Origin of the sequence: Streptomyces sp. NPDC007945 (assembly GCF_042958885.1) — a bacterium.
Taxonomy (GTDB): Bacteria; Actinomycetota; Actinomycetes; order Streptomycetales; family Streptomycetaceae; genus Streptomyces.
Window position 1 is genome coordinate 1,082,549 of sequence record NZ_JBIBJV010000001.1, and the last position, 21,021, is coordinate 1,103,569.

Sequence of the window (21,021 nt, forward strand, 5' to 3'; positions counted from 1 at the left end):
GCACCGACGGTCCGCTGTGTCACGGTAACCCACGGTTGGCCCAACTTCGCGAGCGAATGCCGCCGTTCTGTCGAATGATGACGATCACCGGCGGCCTGTCCTCAGCGGGCTCCCGGAGCCTACCGCAAGTGGTCTACACCAGTGTGCAACGAGCCGCGGCCCCGGGGTGTTCCGGGTCAGGGAGGTCGCCGATGAGTACCGACAGCGCAGCAGCCGGCTCCAGGAAGGTCTCGTGGGGAGGTTTCTTCCAGGGGCTGCAGAAGATGGGCCGCAGTCTGCAGCTGCCCATCGCCGTGCTTCCCGCCGCGGGCATCATCAACCGGCTCGGGCAGCCGGACGTCTTCGGTGCCGACGGTCTGGGCTGGGACAACGTCGCGAAGGTGATGTCCGGCGCGGGCGGCGCGCTGCTCGACGGGAGCCTCGGCCTGCCGCTGCTGTTCTGCATCGGTGTCGCGATCGGCATGGCGAAGAAGTCGGACGGGTCGACCGCGCTGGCCGCGGTGGTCGGCTTCCTCGTCTACTACACGGTGCTGCGGCAGTTCCCGAAGGACTGCCCGACGGGGACGGAGGACATCGGCGGCGGCTGCCTGGGCGCGGACGACGCGTTCGCGGGGTACACGTACCAGAACCCGGGTGTCTTCGGCGGCATCGTCATGGGTCTGCTGGCGGCGTACCTGTGGCAGCGGTACCACCGCACGAAGCTGGTCGACTGGCTGGGCTTCTTCAACGGCCGCCGGCTGGTCCCGATCATCATGGCCTTCGTCGGCATCCTGTTCGCCGCACTCTGCCTGTGGATCTGGCCGCCGATCGGTGACGCCCTGGAGAGCTTCAGCGACTGGCTGGTCGGTCTGGGCGCGTGGGGTTCGGGCATCTTCGGCGTGGCGAACCGGGCGCTGCTCGTGATCGGTCTGCACCAGTTCCTGAACGTGCCGATCTGGTTCCAGTTCGGTTCGTACACGAAGCCGGACGGCACGGTGGTGCACGGCGACATCAGCATGTTCCTGGCGGGCGACCCGGAGGCCGGTCAGTTCCTGACGGGCTTCTTCCCGATCATGATGTTCGCCCTGCCGGCGGCGGCCCTGGCCATCACCCACTGCGCGCGGCCGAACCGCCGCAAGGAGGTCGGCGGTCTGATGCTGTCGGTGGCGCTGACCTCGTTCGTCACGGGGATCACGGAGCCGCTGGAGTACTCGTTCCTCTTCATCGCGCCAGTGCTGTACGCCATCCACGCGCTGCTGACGGGCGTGTCGATGGCGGTGACGTGGGCGCTGGGCGTGAAGGACGGCTTCAGTTTCTCGGCGGGTCTCATCGACTACGTCATCAACTGGAACCTGGCGACGAAGCCGTGGCTGATCATCCCGATCGGCCTGTGCTTCGCGGTGGTGTACTACGTGATCTTCCGGTTCGCGATCACCAAATTCGATCTGCCCACTCCGGGCCGTGAGCCCGAGGAGGTCCAGGAGCAGCTGGAGCGCGACAACGTGAAGTAGTGCCGGGCGGACGCGTCTGTTCCGGGGCCTTTCGGGCCCTGCGCGGAAGGCTGACAGGGCCCCTGGACCTCTTGGTCCGGGGGCCTTTTGTCACGCCTTCATCACTATGGCCCCGCACCGAAAATTCGCAGGTTCCTTATCTAAGTCTCACGTGCTAAAACTGGTCTACACCACTCATTGGTGTAGACCACGCGGTCCAGACCACCGCGTTCCACGAGACGCCGCCGTCCCCCCGTATCACTGTCCTCTGGCGGCGCCTTGCCTACTGGAGGAAGTTGATGAGTACGGCCACCGCCCAGGCCGCCGCTCCCGCGAAGAAGCGCGGATCCGGCCTGTTCCAGGGCCTGCAGAAGGTCGGTCGCAGCCTGCAGCTGCCGATCGCCGTGCTGCCGGCCGCGGGTATTCTGCTCCGTCTCGGCCAGGCCGACGTCTTCGGCAAGGACGGCCTCGGCTGGGACAAGGTCGCGTCGGTCTTCGCCACCGCCGGTGGCGCGGTCTTCGACAACCTGCCCCTGCTCTTCTGTATCGGCGTCGCCATCGGCTTCGCCAAGAAGGCGGACGGTTCCACCGCGCTGGCCGCCCTGGTCGGCTTCCTGGTCTACAGCAACGTGCTGAAGGCCTTCCCCGTCACCGAGGCCGTGGTGAACACCACCGCCAACAAGGGCGTCGACGTCGCCGCGACGTACAACAACCCCGGCGTCCTCGGCGGCATCCTCATGGGTCTGCTCTCCGCGGTCCTGTGGCAGAAGTTCCACCGCACCAAGCTGGTCGACTGGCTCGGCTTCTTCAACGGCCGCCGCCTCGTCCCGATCATCATGGCCTTCGCCGGCACCGCCGTCGGCGTGGTCTTCGGTCTGGTCTGGGAGCCGATCGGCAACGGCATCTCGAACTTCGGCGAGTGGATGACCGGCCTCGGCGCCGGCGGCGCCGGCCTCTTCGGCCTCATCAACCGCGCGCTGATCCCGGTCGGCATGCACCAGTTCGTGAACACCGTCTCCTGGTTCCAGATCGGTGACTTCACCAACGCCGCCGGCGAGGTCGTCCACGGTGACCTCAACCGCTTCTTCGCCGGTGACCCGAGCGCCGGAATCTTCATGTCGGGCTTCTTCCCGATCATGATGTTCGGCCTCCCGGCGGCCGCGATCGCCATCGCGCACGCCGCCCGCCCGGAGCGCCGCAAGGCCGTCATGGGCATGATGCTCTCGCTCGCGCTGACCTCCTTCGTCACCGGCATCACGGAGCCGATCGAGTTCACGTTCATGTTCATCGCGCCGGTCCTGTACGCGATCCACGCGGTCCTCACCGCGGTCTCGATGGCCGTCACCTGGGCGTTCGGCGTCCACGCCGGCTTCACGTTCTCCGCGGGCGGCATCGACTACCTGCTGAACTGGAACCTCGCGACCAAGCCGTGGATGATCATCCCGATCGGCCTCGTCTTCGCGGCGATCTACTACGTGCTCTTCCGCTTCGCGATCACCAAGTTCAACCTCCCCACCCCGGGCCGCGAGCCCGAGGAGGAGGTCGAGGACCTCACCAAGGCGTGAGCCTCGCCCCGTACGCCGAAGGGCCCCGGAACCTCGTGGTTCCGGGGCCCTTCGGCGTGTCGTCACACCTCGTAGACCGCGCCCGCCTTCGCCAGCTCCGCAGGGCCCCCGTACACCGCGCGCGCGTCCGCGAGGTTGCGCTCGCCGTCCGTCCACGGCGGGATGTGGGTGAGGACGAGACGGCCCACGCGGGCCCGGTCCGCCTGCGCGCCGGCCTCCCGGCCGTTGAGGTGGAGCTCCGGGATGTCCTCCTTGCCGTGGGTGAAGGACGCCTCGCAGAGGAAGAGGTCCGCACCGTCGGCGAGCGAGTGCAGGGCCTCGCAGACCCCGGTGTCGCCGGAGTACGCGAGGGCGCGGCCGCCGTGCTCGACGCGGATGCCGTACGCCTCCACCGGGTGGCACACCTTCGCGGTGCGGATCGTGAACGGGCCCAGTTCGAAGCTGCCGGTGGTCAGGGTGCGGAAGTCGAAGACCTCGCTCATCGCCGTCGGCGAGGGGGTGTCGGCGTACGCCGTGGTCAGGCGCTGCTCGGCGCCCTCGGGGGCGTACACCGGCAGGGCGTCGCAGCGGCCGCCCTCGTGCCGGTAGTAGCGGGCGACGAAGTAGCCGCACATGTCGATGCAGTGGTCCGCGTGGAGGTGGCTGAGGAAGATCGCGTCCAGGTCGTACAGGCCGATGTGGCGCTGCAGCTCGCCGAGGGCGCCGTTGCCCATGTCGAGGAGCAGCCGGAAGCCGTCGGCCTCGACGAGGTAGCTCGAACAGGCCGATTCCGCGGACGGAAACGACCCGGAGCAGCCGACGACGGTGAGCTTCATAGGAGCGAGAACCTCCGTGGACGGGTGCGGTCAGGCACGCGGAAAAGGGGAGGGGAGGCCGTGCGGTCAGACGAGAGTAAGGCGCACGGGGGCCCGTCGCTCCTTCGTGGCGTCCCGTTGTGGGGCAACTCACGGGCTCTGTCACCGGTTCGGATGGACGGCGGGGCGCGGCGGCGCGGCCCGGTCGGCGCCGGTAACGTCATGGGGTATGGACACGTCGTGGTGGCCCGCGCTGGTCGCGGTCGTGGTGATCGCGCTGGTGGTGGCGGTCGCGGGCGGAAGGTCGCGGACCTCCGCGCGGACCCGGCCGCCGGGGCGCCCGTCGCGTCGGCCGCCGTCCGGTGCGTCGACCCGCCCGTCGGGGCGGACCCGGCCGCCCGCGCGGAAGTTCGGGGGGCGCGCGCCGCGGGCGCGGGAGATCTGGTGGGCGGAGGTGCCCTTCGAGGACGGGCCCGGTGCGAAGGACCGGCCGTGCCTCGTGCTGTCCGTGCGCGGGGACAGCGCGCTGGTCGCGAAGATCACCAGCAAGTACCACGACGAGCGGCCCGGGGTCATCGCGCTGCCGCCGGGGGCGGTGGGGGACGCGCGGGGGCGGGCGAGTTTCCTGGAGCCGGACGAGCTGCGGGACGTGCCGCTGTTCGGGTTCCGGCGGCGGGTGGGCGAGGCGGACCCGGTCGTGTGGGACCAGGTCCGCCATCTCGCGCGCTAGCGGCGCGGGCCCGGGGGCGAGTCGGCGTGACGTTCCGGTGCGGCCGCCCGGGGCGTCAGGCCCAGAGCTGGCCCTGGACCGTGGCGATGGCCTCTTCGGTCGTCGCGGCGGTGTAGAGGCCGGTGGACAGGTACTTCCAGCCGCCGTCGGCGACGACGAAGGCGATGTCGGCGCTCTCGCCGGCCTTGACGGCCTTGTTGCCCACACCGATCGCGGCGTGCAGGGCCGCGCCGGTGGAGACGCCCGCGAAGATGCCCTCCTGCTGGAGGAGTTCGCGGGTGCGGGTGACGGCGTCGGCGGAGCCGACGGAGAAGCGGGTGGTGAGGACGGAGGCGTCGTACAGCTCGGGGACGAAGCCCTCATCGAGGTTGCGGAGGCCGTAGACGAGGTCGTCGTAGCGGGGTTCCGCGGCGACGATCTTGACGTCGGGCTTGTGCTCGCGCAGGTAGCGGCCGACGCCCATGAGGGTGCCGGTGGTGCCGAGGCCCGCCACGAAGTGGGTGATGGACGGGAGGTCCGCGAGGATCTCGGGGCCCGTGGTGGCGTAGTGGGCGCCCGCGTTGTGCGGGTTGCCGTACTGGTAGAGCATCACCCAGGTCGGGTTCTCCGCCGCGAGCTCCTTGGCGACGCGCACCGCCGTGTTGGAGCCGCCCGCCGCGGGGGACGAGATGATCTCCGCGCCCCACATGGCGAGCAGCTGCCGACGCTCCTCGCTGGTGTTCTCGGGCATGACGCAGACGATGCGGTAGCCCTTGAGCCTGGCGGCCATGGCCAGCGAGATGCCGGTGTTGCCGCTGGTCGGCTCCAGGATGGTGCAGCCGGGGGTGAGCCGGCCGTCCTTCTCCGCCTGCTCGATCATGTGGAGCGCGGGGCGGTCCTTGACCGAGCCGGTCGGGTTGCGGTCCTCCAGCTTCGCCCAGATGCGGACGTCGTCCGAGGGCGAGAGCCGGGGGAGGCGGACGAGCGGGGTGTTGCCGACCGCCGCCAGCGGGGAGTCGTAGCGCATGGGATCAGACCATGCCGCCGGCGACGGCCGGCAGGATCGTGACGCTGTCGCCGTCGGACAGCTTGGTCTCGATGCCCTCCAGGAAGCGGACGTCCTCGTCGTTCAGGTAGACGTTGACGAACCGGCGGAGCTTGCCGTCGTCCACGATGCGGGCCTCGATGCCGGTGTGGCGGGTCTCCAGGTCGGCGAAGAGCTCGGCGAGGGTCGCCCCGCTGCCCTCGACGGCCTTCTCGCCGTCGGTGTAGGTGCGGAGGATGGTCGGGATGCGGACCTCGATGGCCATGGGCGTGGGCTCCTGTCGGAAGGACTCTTACGTGTCGTGGTGGGCGCGCTGCTGGGGCCCCCGCGCGGAGGGGGGTCGCACGGTGAGGTGCGCTCGGCCGGTCGGTCAGAGCGCGGCGCGGGATGTACAGATCGCGCCGGCGACCCGGCACAGGTCGACGTGCAGGCGGGCCACGAGCAGCACGGTGCCCGGAGTCTCTTCGCTCACGTCGTGGGAAACCATGGGCTCATCGTATCGATTCCCGGTCCGGGTTCCGGAATGTGATCTCAGATGGTGGACGTTTTCCGATCGCCTGTCGGACAGGGGCCGCGCGGGGCCGCTCCCTGGGCCCATGCGCGGGCCTCTCCTAGGCCCCTTCGTAGGCCTCCACGACCTTGATCTCCTCCTCGGTCACGACGCCGTCGACGATCGTGTACGAGCGGAACTGGAAGGGGCCGGCGGCGTCGGTGTCCGCGGTGGAGACCAGCACGTAGTGGGCGCCGGGCTCGTTGGCGTAGGTGATGTCGGTGCGGGACGGGTACGCCTCGGTCGCCGTGTGCGAGTGGTAGATGATCACCGGCTCCTCGTCCCGGTCGTCCATCTCGCGGTAGAGCTTGAGGAGGTCGGCGGAGTCGAACTCGTAGAAGGTGGGCGAGCGGGCCGCGTTGAGCATCGGGATGAACCGCTCGGGGCGGCCGGAGCCGACCGGGCCCGCGACCACGCCGCAGGCCTCGTCGGGGTGGTCCGCCCGGGCGTGTTCCACGATCCGGTCGTACAGGTCTCGGGTGAGCGTCAGCATGCCGACAGGATAAGCAGACGGGCCGCCCCGTACCGAGGAGTGGTACGGAGCGGCCCGGATGCCGGGACGGCGCTGGTCAGGAGCGCTTGGCGAAGGCCGCGCCCTCGGGGTTGCGCGCCTTGAGCACCAGGTAGGCGACGGCGAGCAGCAGGCCCCAGACGGGGGCGCCGTAGAGGGCGACGCGGTTGCCGGCGTCCATGCCCATGGTGACGACGACCAGGCCGATGAAGGCGAGGGCGAAGACGCTGGCCCAGATGCCGCCGGGGGCCTTGAAGGAGGACTGGGGCAGTTCGCCCCGGTCGGCCTTGAGGCGGTAGCGGATCTGGCAGACCAGAATCATGATCCAGGCCCACATGCCGGAGATGGTGGCGAAGGAGACGACGTAGTTGAACGCCTCGCCGGGCCACTGGTAGTTGATCCAGACGCCGACCATCATCAGCGCGGCGGAGAACGTGGTGCCGATGAGCGGGGTGCCGCTCGCGGTCAGCCGGGTGAAGAACTTCGGTCCCTGGCCGTTGAGCGCGAGGTCGCGCAGCATGCGGCCGGTGGAGTACATGCCCGAGTTGCAGGAGGACAGGGCCGCGGTGAGGACGACGAAGTTGACGATCGCGGCGCCGATGCCGAGGCCCATCTTCTCGAAGGCGGCGACGAACGGCGAGACGCCCGGCTGGAACTCGGTCCACGGCACGACCGACAGGATCATGATCAGCGCGCCGACGTAGAAGACGGCGATGCGCCACGGCACGGTGTTGATGGCCTTGGGCAGGACGGTCTTCGGGTCCTTCGACTCGCCGGCGGTGACGCCGACCAGCTCGACCGCCAGGAAGGCGAACATGACCATCTGGAGGGTCATGAGGGTGGAGGCGATGCCGTGCTCCCCGGCGAAGAAGCCGCCCAGGTCCCACAGGTGGGTGATCGAGGCGGTGTCACCGGCGTCGGAGAAGCCGAGGGTGAGGATGCCGGCGCAGATCAGGATCATGCCGATGATGGCGGTGACCTTGACCATGGAGAACCAGAACTCCAGCTCGCCGAAGAGCTTCACGGAGATCAGGTTGGCGCCGTACAGGATGACGGTGAAGACCAAGGCGGACAGCCACTGCGGGATGTTCCACCAATAGGTCATGTAGGTGGCCGCCGCGGTGACTTCGGTGATGCCGGTGACGACCCAGAAGAGCCAGTACGTCCAGCCGGTCACGAAGCCCGCGAAGGGGCCGATGAACTCCCGCGCGTACTCCGAGAAGGAGCCGGAGACGGGGCGGTACATGAGGAGCTCGCCGAGCGCCCGCATGATGAAGAAGATGACGAGGCCCGCGAGGGCGTACGCGAGGATCAGGCTGGGTCCCGCCTTGGAGATGCCCTTGCCCGCTCCGAGGAAGAGGCCGGTGCCGATGGCGCCGCCGATCGCGATCATCTGGATCTGGCGGGCGCCGAGTGCCCGGTGGTAACCCTCGCCGGAGGCGGAGTCCGCGGCCTCATTGCCGTCGTGCTGCTTGTCGACCCGCACTGAGGTCATGGTGGTGCGCCTTTCTCCATGCTGATCCGCGCGACTGCGTCTGCTGCGGATCAGGTCCTGATCCCCCCGGATGTGGATGGAGTGCCACCGGCGGTCAGCCGGCCGAAGCGCCCTCGGGAACAGGGGTGGCGTCCCCGAGTGGTCGTGAAGATTTATCACGGGGCGGGGGGTGATCGACGGAGATGTGTGTGGTGCGCGCCACAAAAAAATATGGACATAAGTGATTCAAGATGACGAGGTGCCCGGTCAGATAACGAGTTCGTTATCCGGATTTGAGCGTCCGCTGAGCGAACACCCCGTGAAGCCCGTCCGTCAGGACATCAGCGTCTCCACCAATGACTCCTGAAGGGCGCCCAGCCAGAGGTACGCCATCACCATCGGCTTGCGCGGATCGCTGTCCGGCAGCCGGTAGAGCCGCTCGCTCTCCTCGTCCTCGGTGATCTCCAGCCGGGTGGCGATGGTGAGCCGCAGGTCGTTGAGGGTGCCGAGCCAGGCTCGAGACTCGTCCGGGGTCAGCTTCAGGAGCGCGGACTCCTCCGGGCCCTCGCTGACCATCCCGTCCAGCGCGCGCACCACGGAGAGGGCGTCCTCGCGCTTGCGGGTCCGCAGGTCGTTCTCGGTGTAGCGGCGGAAGTCGGCGGCGGCCGCCCGCAGCTCCTCGGTGTCGTCCCCGTACGCGTCCGGGAAGAGCCGGCGCAGGGCGGGGTCGGAGGGCGGCTCGCTGGGCCCCTCGGCGAAGAGGGCGGCGAGCGGGTCGGCGTCCGCCCCGAGTTCCTCGCCCGGGCCGATCAGCTCCAGGAGCTGGACGGCGAGGGAACGCAGGATGGAGACCTCGACCTCGTCGAGCGCGACGGCCGCTCCGCCGCCCGGCACGGCCTCGAAGTGGCCGGCCATCAGCCGCGGTCCTGGGAGAGCGTGGCCCACAGTCCGTAGCCGTGCATCGCCTGCACGTCCCGTTCCATCTCCTCGCGGGTGCCGCTGGAGACCACCGCGCGGCCCTTGTTGTGCACGTCGAGCATCAGCTTGTGCGCCTTGTCCTTGGAGTAGCCGAAGTACGTCTGGAAGACGTAGCTGACATAGCTCATCAGGTTCACCGGGTCGTTGTGCACGAGGGTGACCCAAGGGACGTCGGGCTCGACGACCGCGGAGACCTCCTCGGCCGACTCGGTCCGTTCGATCTCGATAGGCGCGATGCTCACTTACCCCATGCTGCCACCCGGGGCCCCCTGTCGCACAAACGGGGCACCGTCCGGGCCCCGTCACCACCTCCCCGGGCGCGCCCGGCGCTTGCCCCGGCGCCCTCCCCGACACCTCCGCGCCACCTCTCCGACGCCTCCCGGACCGACTATTCGTCAAACTGACGATTTCTGCGCTAGCATCGTCCCCATGAACGCTGTGGACCTTGGGCTCCCGGTGGACGTGCCGTCGACCGCGCTCTTCACCGACCAGTACGAGCTGACCATGCTCCAGGCCGCCCTCAGGGCCGGCACCGCCGACCGGCACTCCGTCTTCGAGGTGTTCACCCGGCGGCTGCCCGAGGGGCGGCGGTACGGCGTCCTCGCGGGCGTCGGCCGGGTCCTGGACGCCGTCGAGAACTTCCGCTTCGACCCGGCCGTCCTCGCCTTCCTGCGCGAGCGGGGGATCGTCGACGAGCCGACCCTGAAGTGGCTCGCCGGATACCGCTTCTCCGGCGACATCTGGGGCTACCCGGAAGGGGAGGTGCACTTCCCCGGCTCCCCCGTGCTGCGCGTCGAGGGCTCCTTCGCCGAGTGCGTGCTCCTGGAGACGGTGATCCTCTCGATCCTCAACCACGACTCGGCCATCGCCGCCGCCGCCTCCCGCATGTCGGCCGCCGCCGGCGGACGGCGGCTCATCGAGATGGGCGCCCGCCGCACCCACGAGCTGGCCGCCGTCGCCGCCTCCCGCGCCGCCTACGTCGGCGGCTTCGAGGCCACCTCCGACCTCGCCGCGGGCTTCCGCTACAACATCCCGACCGTCGGCACCTCCGCGCACGCCTTCACCCTGCTCCACGACAGCGAGCGGGACGCCTTCCGGGCCCAGGTCGACAGCCTGGGCCGGGGCACCACCCTCCTCGTCGACACCTACGACGTCACCGAGGCGGTCCGCACCGCCGTCGAGATCGCCGGCCCCGAGCTCGGCGCCGTCCGCATCGACTCCGGCGACCTGCTGCTCGTCGCCCACCGGGTGCGGGCGCAGCTCGACGAGCTCGGCGCCCGGGACACCAAGATCGTGGTCACCTCCGACCTCGACGAGTACGCCATCGCCTCGCTGGCCGCCGCGCCGGTCGACGCGTACGGCGTCGGCACCCAGCTGGTCACCGGCAGCGGCCACCCGACCTGCTCGATGGTCTACAAGCTGGTCGCCCGCGCCGCCTCCGACGACCGCAGGGCACCCCTCGTGCCGGTCGCCAAGAAGTCGCTGGGCGGCAAGGCGTCCGTCGGCGGCCGCAAGTGGGCCGCGCGCCGCAAGGACGCCCACGGGGTCGCCGAGGCCGAGGTCGTCGGCACCGGACCGGTCCCGGACGCGCTCGCCGCCGACCAGCTCCTCGTCGAGCTGGTCAAGGGCGGCGAGGTGGTGGCCAGGGAGCCGCTGGAGGCGGCCCGCACCCGGCACATCGCGGCCCGCGCCGGGCTGCCGATGTCGGCGGTCCAGCTGTCGCGCGGCGAGCCGGTGCTCCCGACCGAGTACCTGTAGCGTCCGCCCACCGCGCGCCTCCGGGCGGACGCGTCCGTCTGGAGATACGTCCAGAGCCCGGGGCTTCCCCTCCCGGACCGGAGGGGAAGTCTCTAGGCTCGGCCCCATCCCACCGCCCCGACCACCCGAGGACACCCGCCATGCACCGCGCACTGATCGTCGTGGACGTACAGAACGACTTCTGCGAGGGCGGCAGCCTCGCGGTGACGGGCGGCGCGGACGTCGCCGCCGCCATCACCGAGCTGGTGGGCGAGGCGGCGGGCTCCGTCTACCACCACGTCGTCGCCACCCGCGACCACCACATCGACCCGGGCGCGCACTTCGCCCCGGCCGGCGAGGCGCCGGACTACGTCACCTCCTGGCCGCGGCACTGCGTGGCCGGCACCGAGGGCGTCGGCTTCCACCCGAACTTCGCCCCGGCGGTCGCCGGCGGCGCGGTGCAGGCCGTCTTCGACAAGGGCGCCTACGAGGCCGCCTACAGCGGCTTCGAGGGGCGGGACGAGAACGGCGGCACGCTGGCCGGGTGGCTGCGGGAGCGGGAGGTGACCGAGGTCGACGTCGTCGGCATCGCCACCGACCACTGCGTGCGGGCCACCGCCCTGGACGCGGCCCGCGAGGGCTTCCGCACCCGGGTCCTGCTCGACCTCACGGCGGGCGTCGCCCGCGCGACCACCGACCGGGCGCTCACCGAGCTCCGGGAGGCGGGCGTCGAGCTCAAGGGCGAGCCGGTCGTCGCCTAGGGCCCCCCGCGCGCGGCTCGTAAGGCTGGCGCGCCCGGATCCGGGCTTTAGGCCGCCGGGGCCTTCGGCAGGGCCCTGGCGGGGTGCCACAGCTCCTGGGCGGCGCCCGGGGTGGACCTCCACAGCAGGCCGTCCGGGTGGTGGAGGACGGCGGTGATCTCGTCGCCGGTGGGCGGCTCGGCGTTCCCCCGCAGGTAAACCGACCGCAGGCCCAGGTTTCGCAGCCTGGTCAGGGCGCGGGCCCGGTTCGCGGCGTGGACGAGGAAGCGCACCGTGGCGCCGTCGCCGGCCGGACTGGGCAGCCCTATCGCCACCACCACACTGCCTCCCGGCAACTTGCAGAACCCGCCACCGGGCATGCGGAACCACTCCCCCGTGAGCCGACTGTCAATAAGGAGTCCCTGAGGACTCGGTCAGCTGCACCTAAACACGATCGGCCGTCGCCCGCTAGGGGGCGACGGCCGATCATGCTGTGACCTGCGGTTCTACTGTGAAGCTAGTCGATCAACGAGTCGACGGGCCCACGCGGACCGTGACCGTCTGGCCGTTCTTCGGCTCCTTGACGACCTCGATCTTGGTGTTGGTGTCAGTGACCTTCACGCCGGCGCGCTCGGTCTCCGGGTACCAGTAGGTGCCCTTGCGGTCGTCGAAGACCGGGTTGCCCGGCTGCGAGCGGATCCAGGTCGGGACGTCCTTCAGGTGCAGCTGGAAAGCGTCCGTCCGGTACGTTCCGAAGGTGGAGTCGTACGCCTGGACACGGTTGCGCATCAGGGTGCCGTCGCGGAACTTCAGCGGGGTCGGGTGGGCGTCGACCGGAAGGATCAGGCCCTGGCCCGGGTGCTGGGAGGTGTTGTTGTCCTTCTGGGACAGGTCCCACTTCCAGATGAGCAGACCGTTCTGGTACGGGTAGTGCTCGACCCAGCTCGCCTTGTCGCCGGTGAAGCCGAAGTTGTACGGGCCGACCTTGAGGGTGGCGTCGTACGAGACGTACTGGCGGTTCTCGGCGATGTAGTACTGCTCGTACTCGTTGGTGAAGCCCTTGCCCATCCGCTGGAAGCCCTTGGCCGTCCAGCCGTTGTCACCGTTCTCCGCGTTGTCGGAGAAGACGGTGGCACCGTCGGCGGTCAGCGAGATGGAGTCGGCCGCGAAGCCCTTGAGCGCGAGGCCGCCGTCCGTCTGGTAGCGGAAGCGGAGGTCGAACTTCTTGCCCGCGTACGCCGACAGGTCGAACGAGAGCGACTTGTAGGCGCCGGAGACGCTGGAGAGCGCCGGGGTGCCGGCCGCGTCGCGGTCGATCGGCTTGCCGTCGGCCGTGCCGTCCAGGGCGGTCCAGTTGGCGCCGCCGTCCGTCGACACCTCGGTGTAGAGGTAGTCGTACTCGGCCTCGATGTCGTACCAGCCCTTGAGGTTCAGGGTGGCGGACGACTTGCCGGTGAGGTCGACCGGGCGGGTCAGGGTGTTCTTGAGGTCGTCGCCCATGCCGCTCCACCACTGCGTGGCGCCCTCGGCGGGCTGCACGATGTCGGTGGTGACGGCCTTCTTCGGCAGCTCGACGAGGAGCGCCTGCGGGTTCTTGGTGTTGTACTCCGCCACGCCCAGCTTGTGGGTGGACTTCTCGGCGCGCTGCTCGTCGCTCACCTTGGTGTAGTTGAGCCAGCCGAGCTGGAGCTTGTCCCAGGCGTTCATGTCGCCGGGCATGTCGCCGATGGACTCCTTGCCCAGGCCGAGCCAGGAACCGGAGGACATCAGGGACCAGTAGCCGGTCGAGTTCTCGCCGCCCGCGGTGTCGTACAGGTCCGGCAGGCCGAGGTCGTGACCGTACTCGTGCGCGAAGACGCCGAGGCCGCCGTTCTCGGGCTGCATCGTGTAGTCGCCGACCCAGATGCCGGTGTCGCCGATCGGGGTGCCGCCGGCCTTGTTGTTCGCGGGGCCGGTCTTGCCCGCGCTGGTGCCGAAGGCGTACCAGCGGTGGGCCCACAGGGCGTCGGTGCCCTGGGCGCCGCCGCCGGCCGACTCGTCCTCGCCCGCGTGGACGATCTGGAAGTGGTCGATGTAGCCGTCGGACTCGTTGAAGTTGCCGTCGGCGTCGAAGTCGTAGCGGTCCCACTGGTCGTAGGACGCCAGGTCGGCCTTGATCTGGGCGTCGGTCTTGCCCTTGGCCTTCTGGTCGGCGACCCAGGCGTTCACGCCGTCGCGGACGGTGTCCCACACGTTGGCGCAGTTGGTCTGGCCGCAGTAGTTGGAGCCGTAGCGGGCCTCGTTGTACGGGACCTTGACCCAGTCGGAGACGGCGCCGTCGACCGAGTACCGGCCGGACGAGGTGCGCTCGTAGTAGGTCTTGAGGGAGTGCTTCTGCTGACCGGTCTTCGGGTCCTTGCCGGTGCCGAAGTACAGGTCCTGGAAGTGCTTCTGGTTGTAGTCGGCCTGCCACGCGGTCGAGTTGTCCTTCGACCGGTCCGGCTCGGCTATCCGATTGTGCAGCGGGCCGGGCTGGCCGCCGAACTTCGGCTTCAGCTCGTCCGTCTCGTCGTCCTTGCGGTCGACGAGGGTGGTGTTGTCCACCTGGTCGCCGAACTCGACGAGGATCGTGAAGATCTTGTCGGTCTTCTCGCGGCCCAGCTCGACGTACTTCTTCGCGTCGAGCTTCACGACCTGCGAACCGCCGCGGCGCTCGACCTTGGCCTCGCCGCTGAGCACCTGCTCCAGGGCGGCCTTGCGCTGCGCCGCCTGCTGCTTGCTGAAGGGGCCGTCGAGGTCGTGGTCGACCGTGGTCTTCTCGTGGCTGTGGCCGTCGCCCGGAGCCGGGTCGTGGCGGACGTCCGCCGCCGAGATCCTGCCGTCCTCGTTCGCCCACGCGGTGCTGAAGGTCGAGGCGGTGGCGGCCGTGGCCGCGAGCGCCACGACCACCGCGGACGCCCGAATCGCCCGTCGTCTGTTGGTCACTTGGTGTCGTTCCTCCCCGGCGCCCGCGCCCTCGGACCAGGAAGGTGGGGTGTCCGTCCGGGCGGGTCGCGCGTCACAAGTGACGACATTCGACCGGAGAGCGAGCAGAAAAGACAGATCTTGACTTGCACACACCAAGTGCACTATGCGGGTGTCGAAATCCGGTATGCGGACGGTCGGGAGGGGGAAGCGAAGCCGAAGTCCGGGTGCCGGCCCCGGCGTGCCACCCGTGCGCCCCCCGTGCTCCGGCACCGTGGGTCAGGTCACGCTTACCCGGCGTCCCCCGCGGGCATCGAGCGTCGTAGAGTCGACCGCGAGTCCGGAGGGGCGGTATCCGTCATGCAGCGTCCGAACGCAGCGCAGTACGCCTACGGTTCGGCCGTCGTGGTCCTCGCGACCGCCGCGCTCCTGCTGGTGACCGGGGCCACCGGGCCGCCGGCCGTCGCCGCGGCCTGTCTCGCCGGGCTGGTGCTCGGCGTGCTCGTGGCGGTGACGATGCCCTCGGCGGCGCGGCCCGTCAAGACCCCCGACGCCCCGGCGCCCGCCGCCGGGAACGACGCGGTCCGGGTACCGGCCGCGCGGATGGGCGCGGGAGCCGATACCCGGACCGGTCGGTGAGTCCGTCCGTGCCGCCGGCGGCTACCTCGGCACGGTGACGACCACCGTCTTCGCCGCCTTGTCGTGCAGGCCCTGCTTGTAGGGCTTGTCGACGAGGATGAGGATCAGGATGAGCAGCGGCCACAGGCAGGCGCAGCAGATCAGCGCCGGCAGCCAGAGCACGACGGCCCGCAGCAGCGACTGGCTCATCGGGGGCGTGGAGCCGTCGTTGAGCATGGCGACGCGCAGCTTCATCAGCCGCTTGCCGACGGTCTGCCCGTCCCGCGCCGTGAGCACGGTGTCGTACGTGACGTACGCGACGATCGTCAGGAGCTGGAAGACCAGCTGCCAGCCGCCGGTCCAGGTGGCCTGGAAGTCGTCGCCGTCGACCGTCGCCCGGTCGTAGATGTCGAACGGGATGCCGATGATCGCGAGCGGCACCGCGATGATCAGCCAGTCGATGAGCCGCGCCAGGACCCGGCGGCCGGTCTCGGCGAGCGGCGGCATCCCGGAGAGCGGGTCGGTGCCGCCGTAGCCCCCGCCGTAGCCGCCGTACGGGGGCGGGGGCGGGTACGGCGAGTCGTACGGGCTCCCGGGCGGCGGGGGCCCCGGCGGCGGGCCGTAGGGCGGTTCCCCGGGCGGTTCCTGGGGCCGCTTGGCGAAGGGGTCGTCGTCGGGGGGCGGGCCGGGCGGCGGCTGGTCGGTGCTCATGGGGGCATCGCATCCCGGCGGCCGGGCGGCCGCAACGGAAGGGCCCCCGTTCGGGGGACCGCCGTCCGCCCCGCGGCGGGCCGGCGGTCCGTGCCCCGGCGGGTCAGGTCCTCGCGACGAAGGTGCCGGCCGCCTTGTCGTGCCAGCACTGGCGCCACGGGCGGTCGAAGACGCACCAGAGCGCGTCGAGGACGCCGATCACCAGCAGGCCCAGGAAGGTGTGGACGAACCAGCGGCGCAGCGACCGCCCGAGGGTCGGCGGCTCGTGCGCCTCGATGTCCCTGACCTGGACGCCGCACAGCTTCTTGCCGAGCGTGCGGCCCCACTTGGCGGTGGGCAGCGCCTCGTACAGCAGGCCGAGGACGAGGAAGAGGCCGAGGGCGATGCCGAACTGGACGGAGGTGGTGCCGTCGACGAGCCACACCTGCACGGTGACGCCGGAGCGCTCGGCCGCGTCGATCTTGGCCTGGATGTGGTCCAGGGCGGCGGTGACGAAGGGGAAGGCGGCCCCGGCCGCCATCGCGCCGAGCAGGAGGGTGTCGATCACCCGGGCCACCAGCCGGCGCCCGAGCCCGGCCGGCGGCGCGGAGGACTGATCGCGGACGGCCGCGAGGAAGGGGTCCTCGACCGGCGGCTTCCACGGGACCACGGGCTGCTGCCCCTGCGCCGGCTGGGGCTGCGGTGCCTGCGGCTGGAGTGGGGACTGGAGCTGCGCCGGCTGGGGGTGGGGGTGGGCCCAGGAGGGGGCGACGGGGGCGGAGGCCTGCGCCTGCACGGGGGCGGGCTGGGGCTGCGGCTGTACCGGGGCGGGCTGCGGCTGCGGCTGTACGGGGGCGGGGGCCGGGGCCTCGTGGACGGGCGCCGGGGCCGGGGCGGGCGCGGGGGGCTCGTGGGCCGGGGCGGGGGCCGGGGTGACGGGCATGCCGCCGAGGCGGGCGGGGGCGCTCGGGACGCGGGGGTCCACGGCGGGCGCCTCCGCCTGCGCCGGGGCGGTCGGCCACTCGACCGGGGAGCGCGGGTCGGGCACGGCGGCCGCGGGGGCCTCCCAGGCCTCCGGCTCCTCGTCGAAGAAGACGGGCCCGGTCTCGTCGACGGCGGCCCGCGCGGGGGCGACGGCCGCGGGGGCGGGCTCGGGAGCGGGCGCGGGGGCCGGCGCCGGGGCGGGCTCGGGCGCCGCGGCAGGGGCGGGGACGGCCGGCGCGGGGGCGGGGCTCGGCGCGAGGACCGGCCCGGCCGGCATGGCCGGGGCGGGCGGCACGGGCGCGCCCTCGCCGTCCTTGGGGGCGGGCCGGCTCGTGCCGGGCACCCAGGAGCCGCCGTTCCAGTACCGGATGTATCCGGGAATCGACGGGTCCGGGTAGTACCCCGCCTGCGGTACCTCGCCGCCGCCTCCGGGTGGAGTAGCCACTGCCCCGACTCCGTTCAGTCACAACGTTCCGTCACCACACTAAGGAGGCACAGTAACGAAGAACCTCCGCCAGGGAGGAAAGAGCCCGCGAGAAAGCCCGCCTTCACGCGAAGGAGGACGGAATCGCTCACTCCCCGTGAGGTTCGGGCCCTGGGCCGGGGTCCCGGGCGGCCGGAGGAACTCCCCGAAAAAAACTTCCCCGAAGTCGCGTAATGCACCGCGTCCACCGCGCTCTCTCCAGGTGAAGGCCCGTCCGGGGCCCCTACGCGAGAGGCAGCAGTCATGCGGAACAACACGGAGCACACCACCGTCGAGCGCGAGCTGGAGCTGAAGCTGGTCCTGTCCCCCGAGCGCTCGGTCCCGGTGCCCGCCCGGCTCGCCTACCGCACCGACGACCCGTACGCCGTCCACATGACCTTCCACATCGGCTCCGAGCACCCGGTGAACTGGACCTTCGCCCGCGAGCTGCTCGTCGAGGGCGTCTTCCGGCCCTGCGGCCAGGGGGACGTGCGGATCTGGCCGACGAAGGTCGACGGCCGCAGCGTCATCCTGATGGCCCTCTCCTCCCCCGACGGCGACGCGCTCCTGGAGGCCCCGTCGGCGCAGGTGTCCGCCTGGCTGGAGCGGACCCTGCGCACGGTGCCGCCGGGCACGGAGTCGGAGCGGCTCGGCATCGACGACGGCCTGGCGGAGCTGCTGGCGACCACCGCGGTCGGCGACGACCTGTGGCTGCGGGACCCGTGGGGCTCGGACGACGCACAGGACGGCGAGCTGTGACGGACCCCCGGGGTCAGAACAGCTTTCCGGGGTTGAGGAGGCCCAGCGGGTCGAAGACGCGCTTGATCTCCCGCTGGAGTTCGAGTCCGACCGGCCCGAGTTCGCGGGCCAGCCACTCCTTCTTCAGGACGCCGACGCCGTGTTCGCCGGTGATGGTGCCGCCGAGGGAGAGGCCGAGCGCCATGATCGCGTCGAAGGACTCGCGGGCGCGCCGGGACTCGTCCTCGTCGGTGGGGTCGAAGCAGACGACGGGGTGGGTGTTGCCGTCGCCCGCGTGGACGCAGACGCCGATGGTGAGGGCGTACTCCTCGGCGATGGCGCTGGTGCCGGTGAGCATCTCGGCGAGCCGGGTGCGGGGCACGCAGACGTCGTCGATCATCGTGGCCGGCTTGAGGGTCTCCAGGGCGGTGAGGGAGAGCCGGCGGGCCTGGAGGAGGAGTTCGGACTCGGCGGCGTCGGCGGCGGGGACGACCTCGGTGGCCCCGGCGGCGGCGCAGAGCGCGCCGACGGCGGCGAGGTCGGCGGCCGGGTCCGGGGTGTCGAAGGCGCACAGGAGGAGCGCCTCGGTGGTCTCGGGGAGGCCCATCCGCGCCATGCGGTTGACGGCCTGGACGGTGGTGCGGTCCATGAGTTCGAGGAGCGAGGGCGTGTGTCCGCGCTCCATGATCGCGCAGACGGCGGCGCAGGCTGCGTCCGTGGAGGGGAACTCGGCGGCGAGGACGAGCTGGGCGGGCGGCTGCGGCTTGAGCGCGAGGACGGCCTTCACGACGACGCCGAGGCTGCCCTCGGAGCCGACGAAGAGCCGGGTGAGGTCGTATCCGGCGACGCCCTTGGCGGTGCGGCGCCCGGTGGTGAGGAGGCGTCCGTCGGCGAGCACGACGTCGAGGCCGAGGACGTACTCGGCGGTGACGCCGTACTTGACGCAGCACAGGCCTCCGGAGGCGGTGCCGATGTTGCCGCCGATGGTGCACGACTCCCAACTGGAGGGATCCGGCGGGTAGGACAGGCCGTGTTCGTTCACGGCGCGGGACAGGACGGCGTTGACGACGCCCGGTTCGACGACGGCGACGCGGTCGACCGGGTCGATCTCCAGGATCCGGTCCATCTTGACGAGGGAGAGCACGACACAGCCCTCGGAGGCGTTGGCGCCCCCGGACAGTCCGGTGCGGGCGCCCTGCGGCACGACCGGGACGCGGTGCGCGGTCGCCGTCCGCATGACGTGCCGGACCTCTTCGACGGTGCGCGGCAGCACGACGGCGGCGGGGGTGCCGGCCGCGCAGAAGCTCGCCATGTCGCGGGCGTAGGAGGCCGTCACGTCCGGGTCGGCGAGGACGGCGTCGGCGGGGAGTCCGGCGCGGAGGTCCACGAGGAGGGCCGCACGGGGATCCGGGCGGGGATCCCGGTGGGGCGTCTGGAGATCGTCCATGGTCCCAGCGTGGCACCGGGGGCCGATGGTGTGAACCCGCCGGAGCGGGCGGCTCGTGCGCTCTTCGTACGAGCGCGAGCGGGCGCACAGTGAGGCGCATGAGCGCGATGAAGAGCCAGAACGTGTCGCGGCTGGTGCTGGCCTCCGGGGCGGTGGCGGTGCTCGCGGCGACGGCGCTGCTGTACCTGCCGGAGCTGCTCGGCGGGGACCCGCCGCCGCGGCCCCCGAGGCCCGCCGAGCGGGCGGCGAGCGCGGCCCACGCGGGGGCGCCGGCGGCGCTGCCGGACCTCGTGGCGCTGATCCGCGACCGGGAGGAGTGGCTGGCGGACCACCCGGACGACGCCGCGTCGTGGGCGGTGCTCGGCGCGGCCTACACGGAGCGGGGCGCCCGGCTCGGCGACGTACGGGACCTGCCGAGGGCCGAGCGGGCGCTGAACCGTTCGCTGGCGGAGCTGCCGGCCGGGCGGGGGAACGTGGACGCGCAGCTGGGGCTCGCGGCGCTCGCCGGGGCCCGGGGCGACTGGAAGGGCGCCGAGGAGTGGGGCGAGCGGGCCAGGAAGGCGGCGCCGAAGCGGTGGAACGCGTACCCGCTCCTCATCGACGCGTACAACGGCCTCGGCGACTACGCGGCGGCCCGCAAGGCCATGGAGCGCCTCGACGAGCTGCACGGCGGGGCCATGGTGCGGGGCCGGGCCGCGCAGGTCTACCGGGACCGGGGCTGGCGGGAGGACGCCGACGCCACGGCGCTGGACGCGGCGGCGCTCGCGGCGTCGGACGCGGAGAAGGCGGAGGCGTACGCGCGCCTCGGGCGGTTCTCGTGGGAGCGGGGCGAGCCGGCCGAGGCCCTGGAGCGGTACGGGACGGCGCTGCGGTTCGTGCCCGACCACGGGCCGGCGCTCGCGGGCCGGGCGCGGGCGCTCGCGGCGCTCGGCCGGACCGGCGAGGCGCGGCGGGAGTGGCGGGCGGCGCTGGCTCGTCAGCCGCTCCCCGAGTACGTCCTGGAGGCCGGGGAGCTGGCGGAGTCACTGGGCCTGGACGCGGACGCGCGGGCGGCGTACCAGCGGCTGCGGGAGGGGAGTTGGGCCGCGGGGGACGTCGTCCTCGGGCTGCTCGACGCCGACCACGGCGATCCGGCCGCGGCGGTGGCCCGGCTGAAGGCCCTCTGGGGGAAGGGGCACCGGTCGGTGGCGGTGGCGGACGCGCTGGGTTGGGCGCTGCACCGGGCGGGCGAGTCGGAGGAGGCGCTGCCGTACGCCCGCGGGGCCACCGAGGAGGGGCTGCGGAGCGCCTCGTTCACGTACCACCTGGGGGAGATCGAGCGGGCGCTGGGGCGGACCGGTCAGGCGCGGCGGCACCTGGAGGAGGCGTTGCGGATCCACCCGTCGTTCTCACCGCTGCACGCGCCGCGGGCCGAGGCGGCGCTGGCGGAGCTGGGCGAGCCGGATCCGGAGGCGGTGCCGAAGGACGCGCTGCCGGTGCGGGCGGCGGCGGTGGAGGGGGACGCTCCGCCGGTGGGGGCGGCGGCCCGGGGGGACCGCTGAGCGGGGCGAGGAGGTGACCGCGTGT

General features: G+C 71.6%; 21 protein-coding genes. 8 read left to right on the plus strand and 13 right to left on the minus strand.

Features of this window, described 5'->3' with window-relative positions:
- The first annotated feature begins 191 nt into the window (after window positions 1-191).
- Entirely contained in the window at window positions 192-1,490 is a 1,299-nt protein-coding gene (locus ACFZCF_RS04930; RefSeq protein ID WP_391284645.1) for a PTS transporter subunit EIIC, read from the plus strand.
- A gap of 278 nt (window positions 1,491-1,768) precedes the next feature.
- Window positions 1,769-3,034, plus strand: coding sequence for a PTS transporter subunit EIIC (locus ACFZCF_RS04935; RefSeq protein ID WP_388441494.1), 1,266 nt, complete (start codon window positions 1,769-1,771; stop codon window positions 3,032-3,034).
- Window positions 3,035-3,096: 62 nt separating this feature from the next.
- On the opposite strand, the gene ACFZCF_RS04940 is transcribed toward ACFZCF_RS04935, so the two are convergent.
- A complete protein-coding gene (locus ACFZCF_RS04940) occupies window positions 3,097-3,849 on the minus strand; it encodes an MBL fold metallo-hydrolase (protein WP_388441497.1) in 753 nt (250 codons plus the stop codon).
- A 208-nt stretch (window positions 3,850-4,057) separates the two neighbouring features.
- Between ACFZCF_RS04940 and ACFZCF_RS04945 the strand changes: the two genes are divergently transcribed.
- Window positions 4,058-4,558 (plus strand): type II toxin-antitoxin system PemK/MazF family toxin, encoded by a 501-nt coding sequence (locus ACFZCF_RS04945; RefSeq protein ID WP_391284647.1) that lies wholly within the window; start codon window positions 4,058-4,060, stop codon window positions 4,556-4,558.
- A 55-nt stretch (window positions 4,559-4,613) separates the two neighbouring features.
- Here ACFZCF_RS04945 and ACFZCF_RS04950 read toward each other — a convergent pair whose 3' ends face one another.
- The 7 genes from ACFZCF_RS04950 to clpS form a co-directional block, all read right to left on the minus strand.
- The gene (locus ACFZCF_RS04950) at window positions 4,614-5,564 is read right to left on the minus strand and encodes a PLP-dependent cysteine synthase family protein (protein WP_388441502.1); all 951 of its coding nucleotides are present in this window, start codon (window positions 5,562-5,564) and stop codon (window positions 4,614-4,616) included.
- Window positions 5,565-5,568: 4 nt separating this feature from the next.
- Window positions 5,569-5,847, minus strand: a complete 279-nt coding sequence (locus ACFZCF_RS04955; RefSeq protein WP_189945785.1) for a MoaD/ThiS family protein — start codon at window positions 5,845-5,847, stop codon at window positions 5,569-5,571.
- A 105-nt stretch (window positions 5,848-5,952) separates the two neighbouring features.
- Window positions 5,953-6,069: a putative leader peptide gene (locus tag ACFZCF_RS04960; protein WP_346768217.1), complete on the minus strand. Its 117-nt coding sequence runs from the start codon at window positions 6,067-6,069 to the stop codon at window positions 5,953-5,955.
- Between the two features lie 124 nt (window positions 6,070-6,193).
- The gene (locus ACFZCF_RS04965; RefSeq protein WP_391284650.1) at window positions 6,194-6,625 is read right to left on the minus strand and encodes a Mov34/MPN/PAD-1 family protein; all 432 of its coding nucleotides are present in this window, start codon (window positions 6,623-6,625) and stop codon (window positions 6,194-6,196) included.
- Window positions 6,626-6,701: 76 nt separating this feature from the next.
- The gene (locus ACFZCF_RS04970; protein ID WP_388441510.1) at window positions 6,702-8,138 is read right to left on the minus strand and encodes an amino acid permease; all 1,437 of its coding nucleotides are present in this window, start codon (window positions 8,136-8,138) and stop codon (window positions 6,702-6,704) included.
- 312 nt (window positions 8,139-8,450) lie between these two features.
- Complete coding sequence (locus ACFZCF_RS04975; RefSeq protein WP_388441512.1) at window positions 8,451-9,032, minus strand: DUF2017 domain-containing protein; 582 nt, start codon at window positions 9,030-9,032, stop codon at window positions 8,451-8,453.
- Complete coding sequence (gene clpS / locus ACFZCF_RS04980; RefSeq protein ID WP_189945789.1) at window positions 9,032-9,337, minus strand: ATP-dependent Clp protease adapter ClpS; 306 nt, start codon at window positions 9,335-9,337, stop codon at window positions 9,032-9,034. Before clpS ends, ACFZCF_RS04975 begins: the two co-directional genes overlap by 1 nt.
- A gap of 187 nt (window positions 9,338-9,524) precedes the next feature.
- Here clpS and ACFZCF_RS04985 point away from each other — a divergent pair, with 187 nt between their 5' ends.
- Window positions 9,525-10,853, plus strand: coding sequence for a nicotinate phosphoribosyltransferase (locus ACFZCF_RS04985; protein ID WP_391284654.1), 1,329 nt, complete (start codon window positions 9,525-9,527; stop codon window positions 10,851-10,853).
- A 140-nt stretch (window positions 10,854-10,993) separates the two neighbouring features.
- Window positions 10,994-11,593, plus strand: a complete 600-nt coding sequence (locus ACFZCF_RS04990; RefSeq protein ID WP_391284656.1) for an isochorismatase family protein — start codon at window positions 10,994-10,996, stop codon at window positions 11,591-11,593.
- A gap of 47 nt (window positions 11,594-11,640) precedes the next feature.
- Here ACFZCF_RS04990 and ACFZCF_RS04995 read toward each other — a convergent pair whose 3' ends face one another.
- Both ACFZCF_RS04995 and ACFZCF_RS05000 read right to left on the minus strand, forming a co-directional pair.
- Window positions 11,641-11,952 (minus strand): hypothetical protein, encoded by a 312-nt coding sequence (locus tag ACFZCF_RS04995; protein ID WP_031011690.1) that lies wholly within the window; start codon window positions 11,950-11,952, stop codon window positions 11,641-11,643.
- A gap of 145 nt (window positions 11,953-12,097) precedes the next feature.
- On the minus strand, window positions 12,098-14,536 hold the full coding sequence (locus ACFZCF_RS05000) for an immune inhibitor A domain-containing protein (protein ID WP_391284658.1): 2,439 nt from the start codon (window positions 14,534-14,536) through the stop codon (window positions 12,098-12,100).
- Window positions 14,537-14,875: 339 nt separating this feature from the next.
- On the opposite strand from ACFZCF_RS05000, the gene ACFZCF_RS05005 reads away from it, so the two are divergent.
- A complete protein-coding gene (locus ACFZCF_RS05005) occupies window positions 14,876-15,154 on the plus strand; it encodes a hypothetical protein (protein ID WP_388441525.1) in 279 nt (92 codons plus the stop codon).
- 21 nt (window positions 15,155-15,175) lie between these two features.
- Here ACFZCF_RS05005 and ACFZCF_RS05010 read toward each other — a convergent pair whose 3' ends face one another.
- Both ACFZCF_RS05010 and ACFZCF_RS05015 read right to left on the minus strand, forming a co-directional pair.
- Entirely contained in the window at window positions 15,176-15,844 is a 669-nt protein-coding gene (locus ACFZCF_RS05010; RefSeq protein ID WP_391284659.1) for an RDD family protein, read from the minus strand.
- A 103-nt stretch (window positions 15,845-15,947) separates the two neighbouring features.
- A complete protein-coding gene (locus ACFZCF_RS05015; RefSeq protein ID WP_391284661.1) occupies window positions 15,948-17,252 on the minus strand; it encodes an RDD family protein in 1,305 nt (434 codons plus the stop codon).
- Window positions 17,253-17,534: 282 nt separating this feature from the next.
- Here ACFZCF_RS05015 and ACFZCF_RS05020 point away from each other — a divergent pair, with 282 nt between their 5' ends.
- Window positions 17,535-18,029 carry an SsgA family sporulation/cell division regulator gene (locus ACFZCF_RS05020; RefSeq protein ID WP_388441534.1) on the plus strand — a complete coding sequence of 165 codons (495 nt, stop codon included), beginning with the start codon at window positions 17,535-17,537 and terminating at the stop codon, window positions 18,027-18,029.
- Window positions 18,030-18,042: 13 nt separating this feature from the next.
- Here ACFZCF_RS05020 and ACFZCF_RS05025 read toward each other — a convergent pair whose 3' ends face one another.
- A complete protein-coding gene (locus tag ACFZCF_RS05025; protein ID WP_391284664.1) occupies window positions 18,043-19,455 on the minus strand; it encodes an FAD-linked oxidase C-terminal domain-containing protein in 1,413 nt (470 codons plus the stop codon).
- A 98-nt stretch (window positions 19,456-19,553) separates the two neighbouring features.
- Here ACFZCF_RS05025 and ACFZCF_RS05030 point away from each other — a divergent pair, with 98 nt between their 5' ends.
- A complete protein-coding gene (locus ACFZCF_RS05030) occupies window positions 19,554-20,996 on the plus strand; it encodes a tetratricopeptide repeat protein (RefSeq protein ID WP_391284666.1) in 1,443 nt (480 codons plus the stop codon).
- The last annotated feature ends 25 nt before the right edge of the window (window positions 20,997-21,021 follow it).

Coding starts and splice junctions, on each gene's coding strand:
- ACFZCF_RS04985 (WP_391284654.1), top strand. CDS start 9,525: ATGAACGCTGTGGACCTTGGGCTCCCGGTGGACGTGCCGTCGACCGCG.
- ACFZCF_RS05025 (WP_391284664.1), bottom strand. CDS start 19,455: ATGGACGATCTCCAGACGCCCCACCGGGATCCCCGCCCGGATCCCCGT.
- ACFZCF_RS04950 (WP_388441502.1), bottom strand. CDS start 5,564: ATGCGCTACGACTCCCCGCTGGCGGCGGTCGGCAACACCCCGCTCGTC.
- ACFZCF_RS04960 (WP_346768217.1), bottom strand. CDS start 6,069: ATGGTTTCCCACGACGTGAGCGAAGAGACTCCGGGCACCGTGCTGCTC.
- ACFZCF_RS04995 (WP_031011690.1), bottom strand. CDS start 11,952: ATGCCCGGTGGCGGGTTCTGCAAGTTGCCGGGAGGCAGTGTGGTGGTG.
- ACFZCF_RS04955 (WP_189945785.1), bottom strand. CDS start 5,847: ATGGCCATCGAGGTCCGCATCCCGACCATCCTCCGCACCTACACCGAC.
- ACFZCF_RS04970 (WP_388441510.1), bottom strand. CDS start 8,138: ATGACCTCAGTGCGGGTCGACAAGCAGCACGACGGCAATGAGGCCGCG.
- ACFZCF_RS05020 (WP_388441534.1), top strand. CDS start 17,535: ATGCGGAACAACACGGAGCACACCACCGTCGAGCGCGAGCTGGAGCTG.
- ACFZCF_RS04965 (WP_391284650.1), bottom strand. CDS start 6,625: ATGCTGACGCTCACCCGAGACCTGTACGACCGGATCGTGGAACACGCC.
- ACFZCF_RS04975 (WP_388441512.1), bottom strand. CDS start 9,032: ATGGCCGGCCACTTCGAGGCCGTGCCGGGCGGCGGAGCGGCCGTCGCG.
- ACFZCF_RS04935 (WP_388441494.1), top strand. CDS start 1,769: ATGAGTACGGCCACCGCCCAGGCCGCCGCTCCCGCGAAGAAGCGCGGA.
- ACFZCF_RS04940 (WP_388441497.1), bottom strand. CDS start 3,849: ATGAAGCTCACCGTCGTCGGCTGCTCCGGGTCGTTTCCGTCCGCGGAA.
- ACFZCF_RS04990 (WP_391284656.1), top strand. CDS start 10,994: ATGCACCGCGCACTGATCGTCGTGGACGTACAGAACGACTTCTGCGAG.
- ACFZCF_RS05005 (WP_388441525.1), top strand. CDS start 14,876: ATGCAGCGTCCGAACGCAGCGCAGTACGCCTACGGTTCGGCCGTCGTG.
- ACFZCF_RS05030 (WP_391284666.1), top strand. CDS start 19,554: ATGAGCGCGATGAAGAGCCAGAACGTGTCGCGGCTGGTGCTGGCCTCC.
- ACFZCF_RS05010 (WP_391284659.1), bottom strand. CDS start 15,844: ATGAGCACCGACCAGCCGCCGCCCGGCCCGCCCCCCGACGACGACCCC.
- ACFZCF_RS04945 (WP_391284647.1), top strand. CDS start 4,058: ATGGACACGTCGTGGTGGCCCGCGCTGGTCGCGGTCGTGGTGATCGCG.
- ACFZCF_RS04930 (WP_391284645.1), top strand. CDS start 192: ATGAGTACCGACAGCGCAGCAGCCGGCTCCAGGAAGGTCTCGTGGGGA.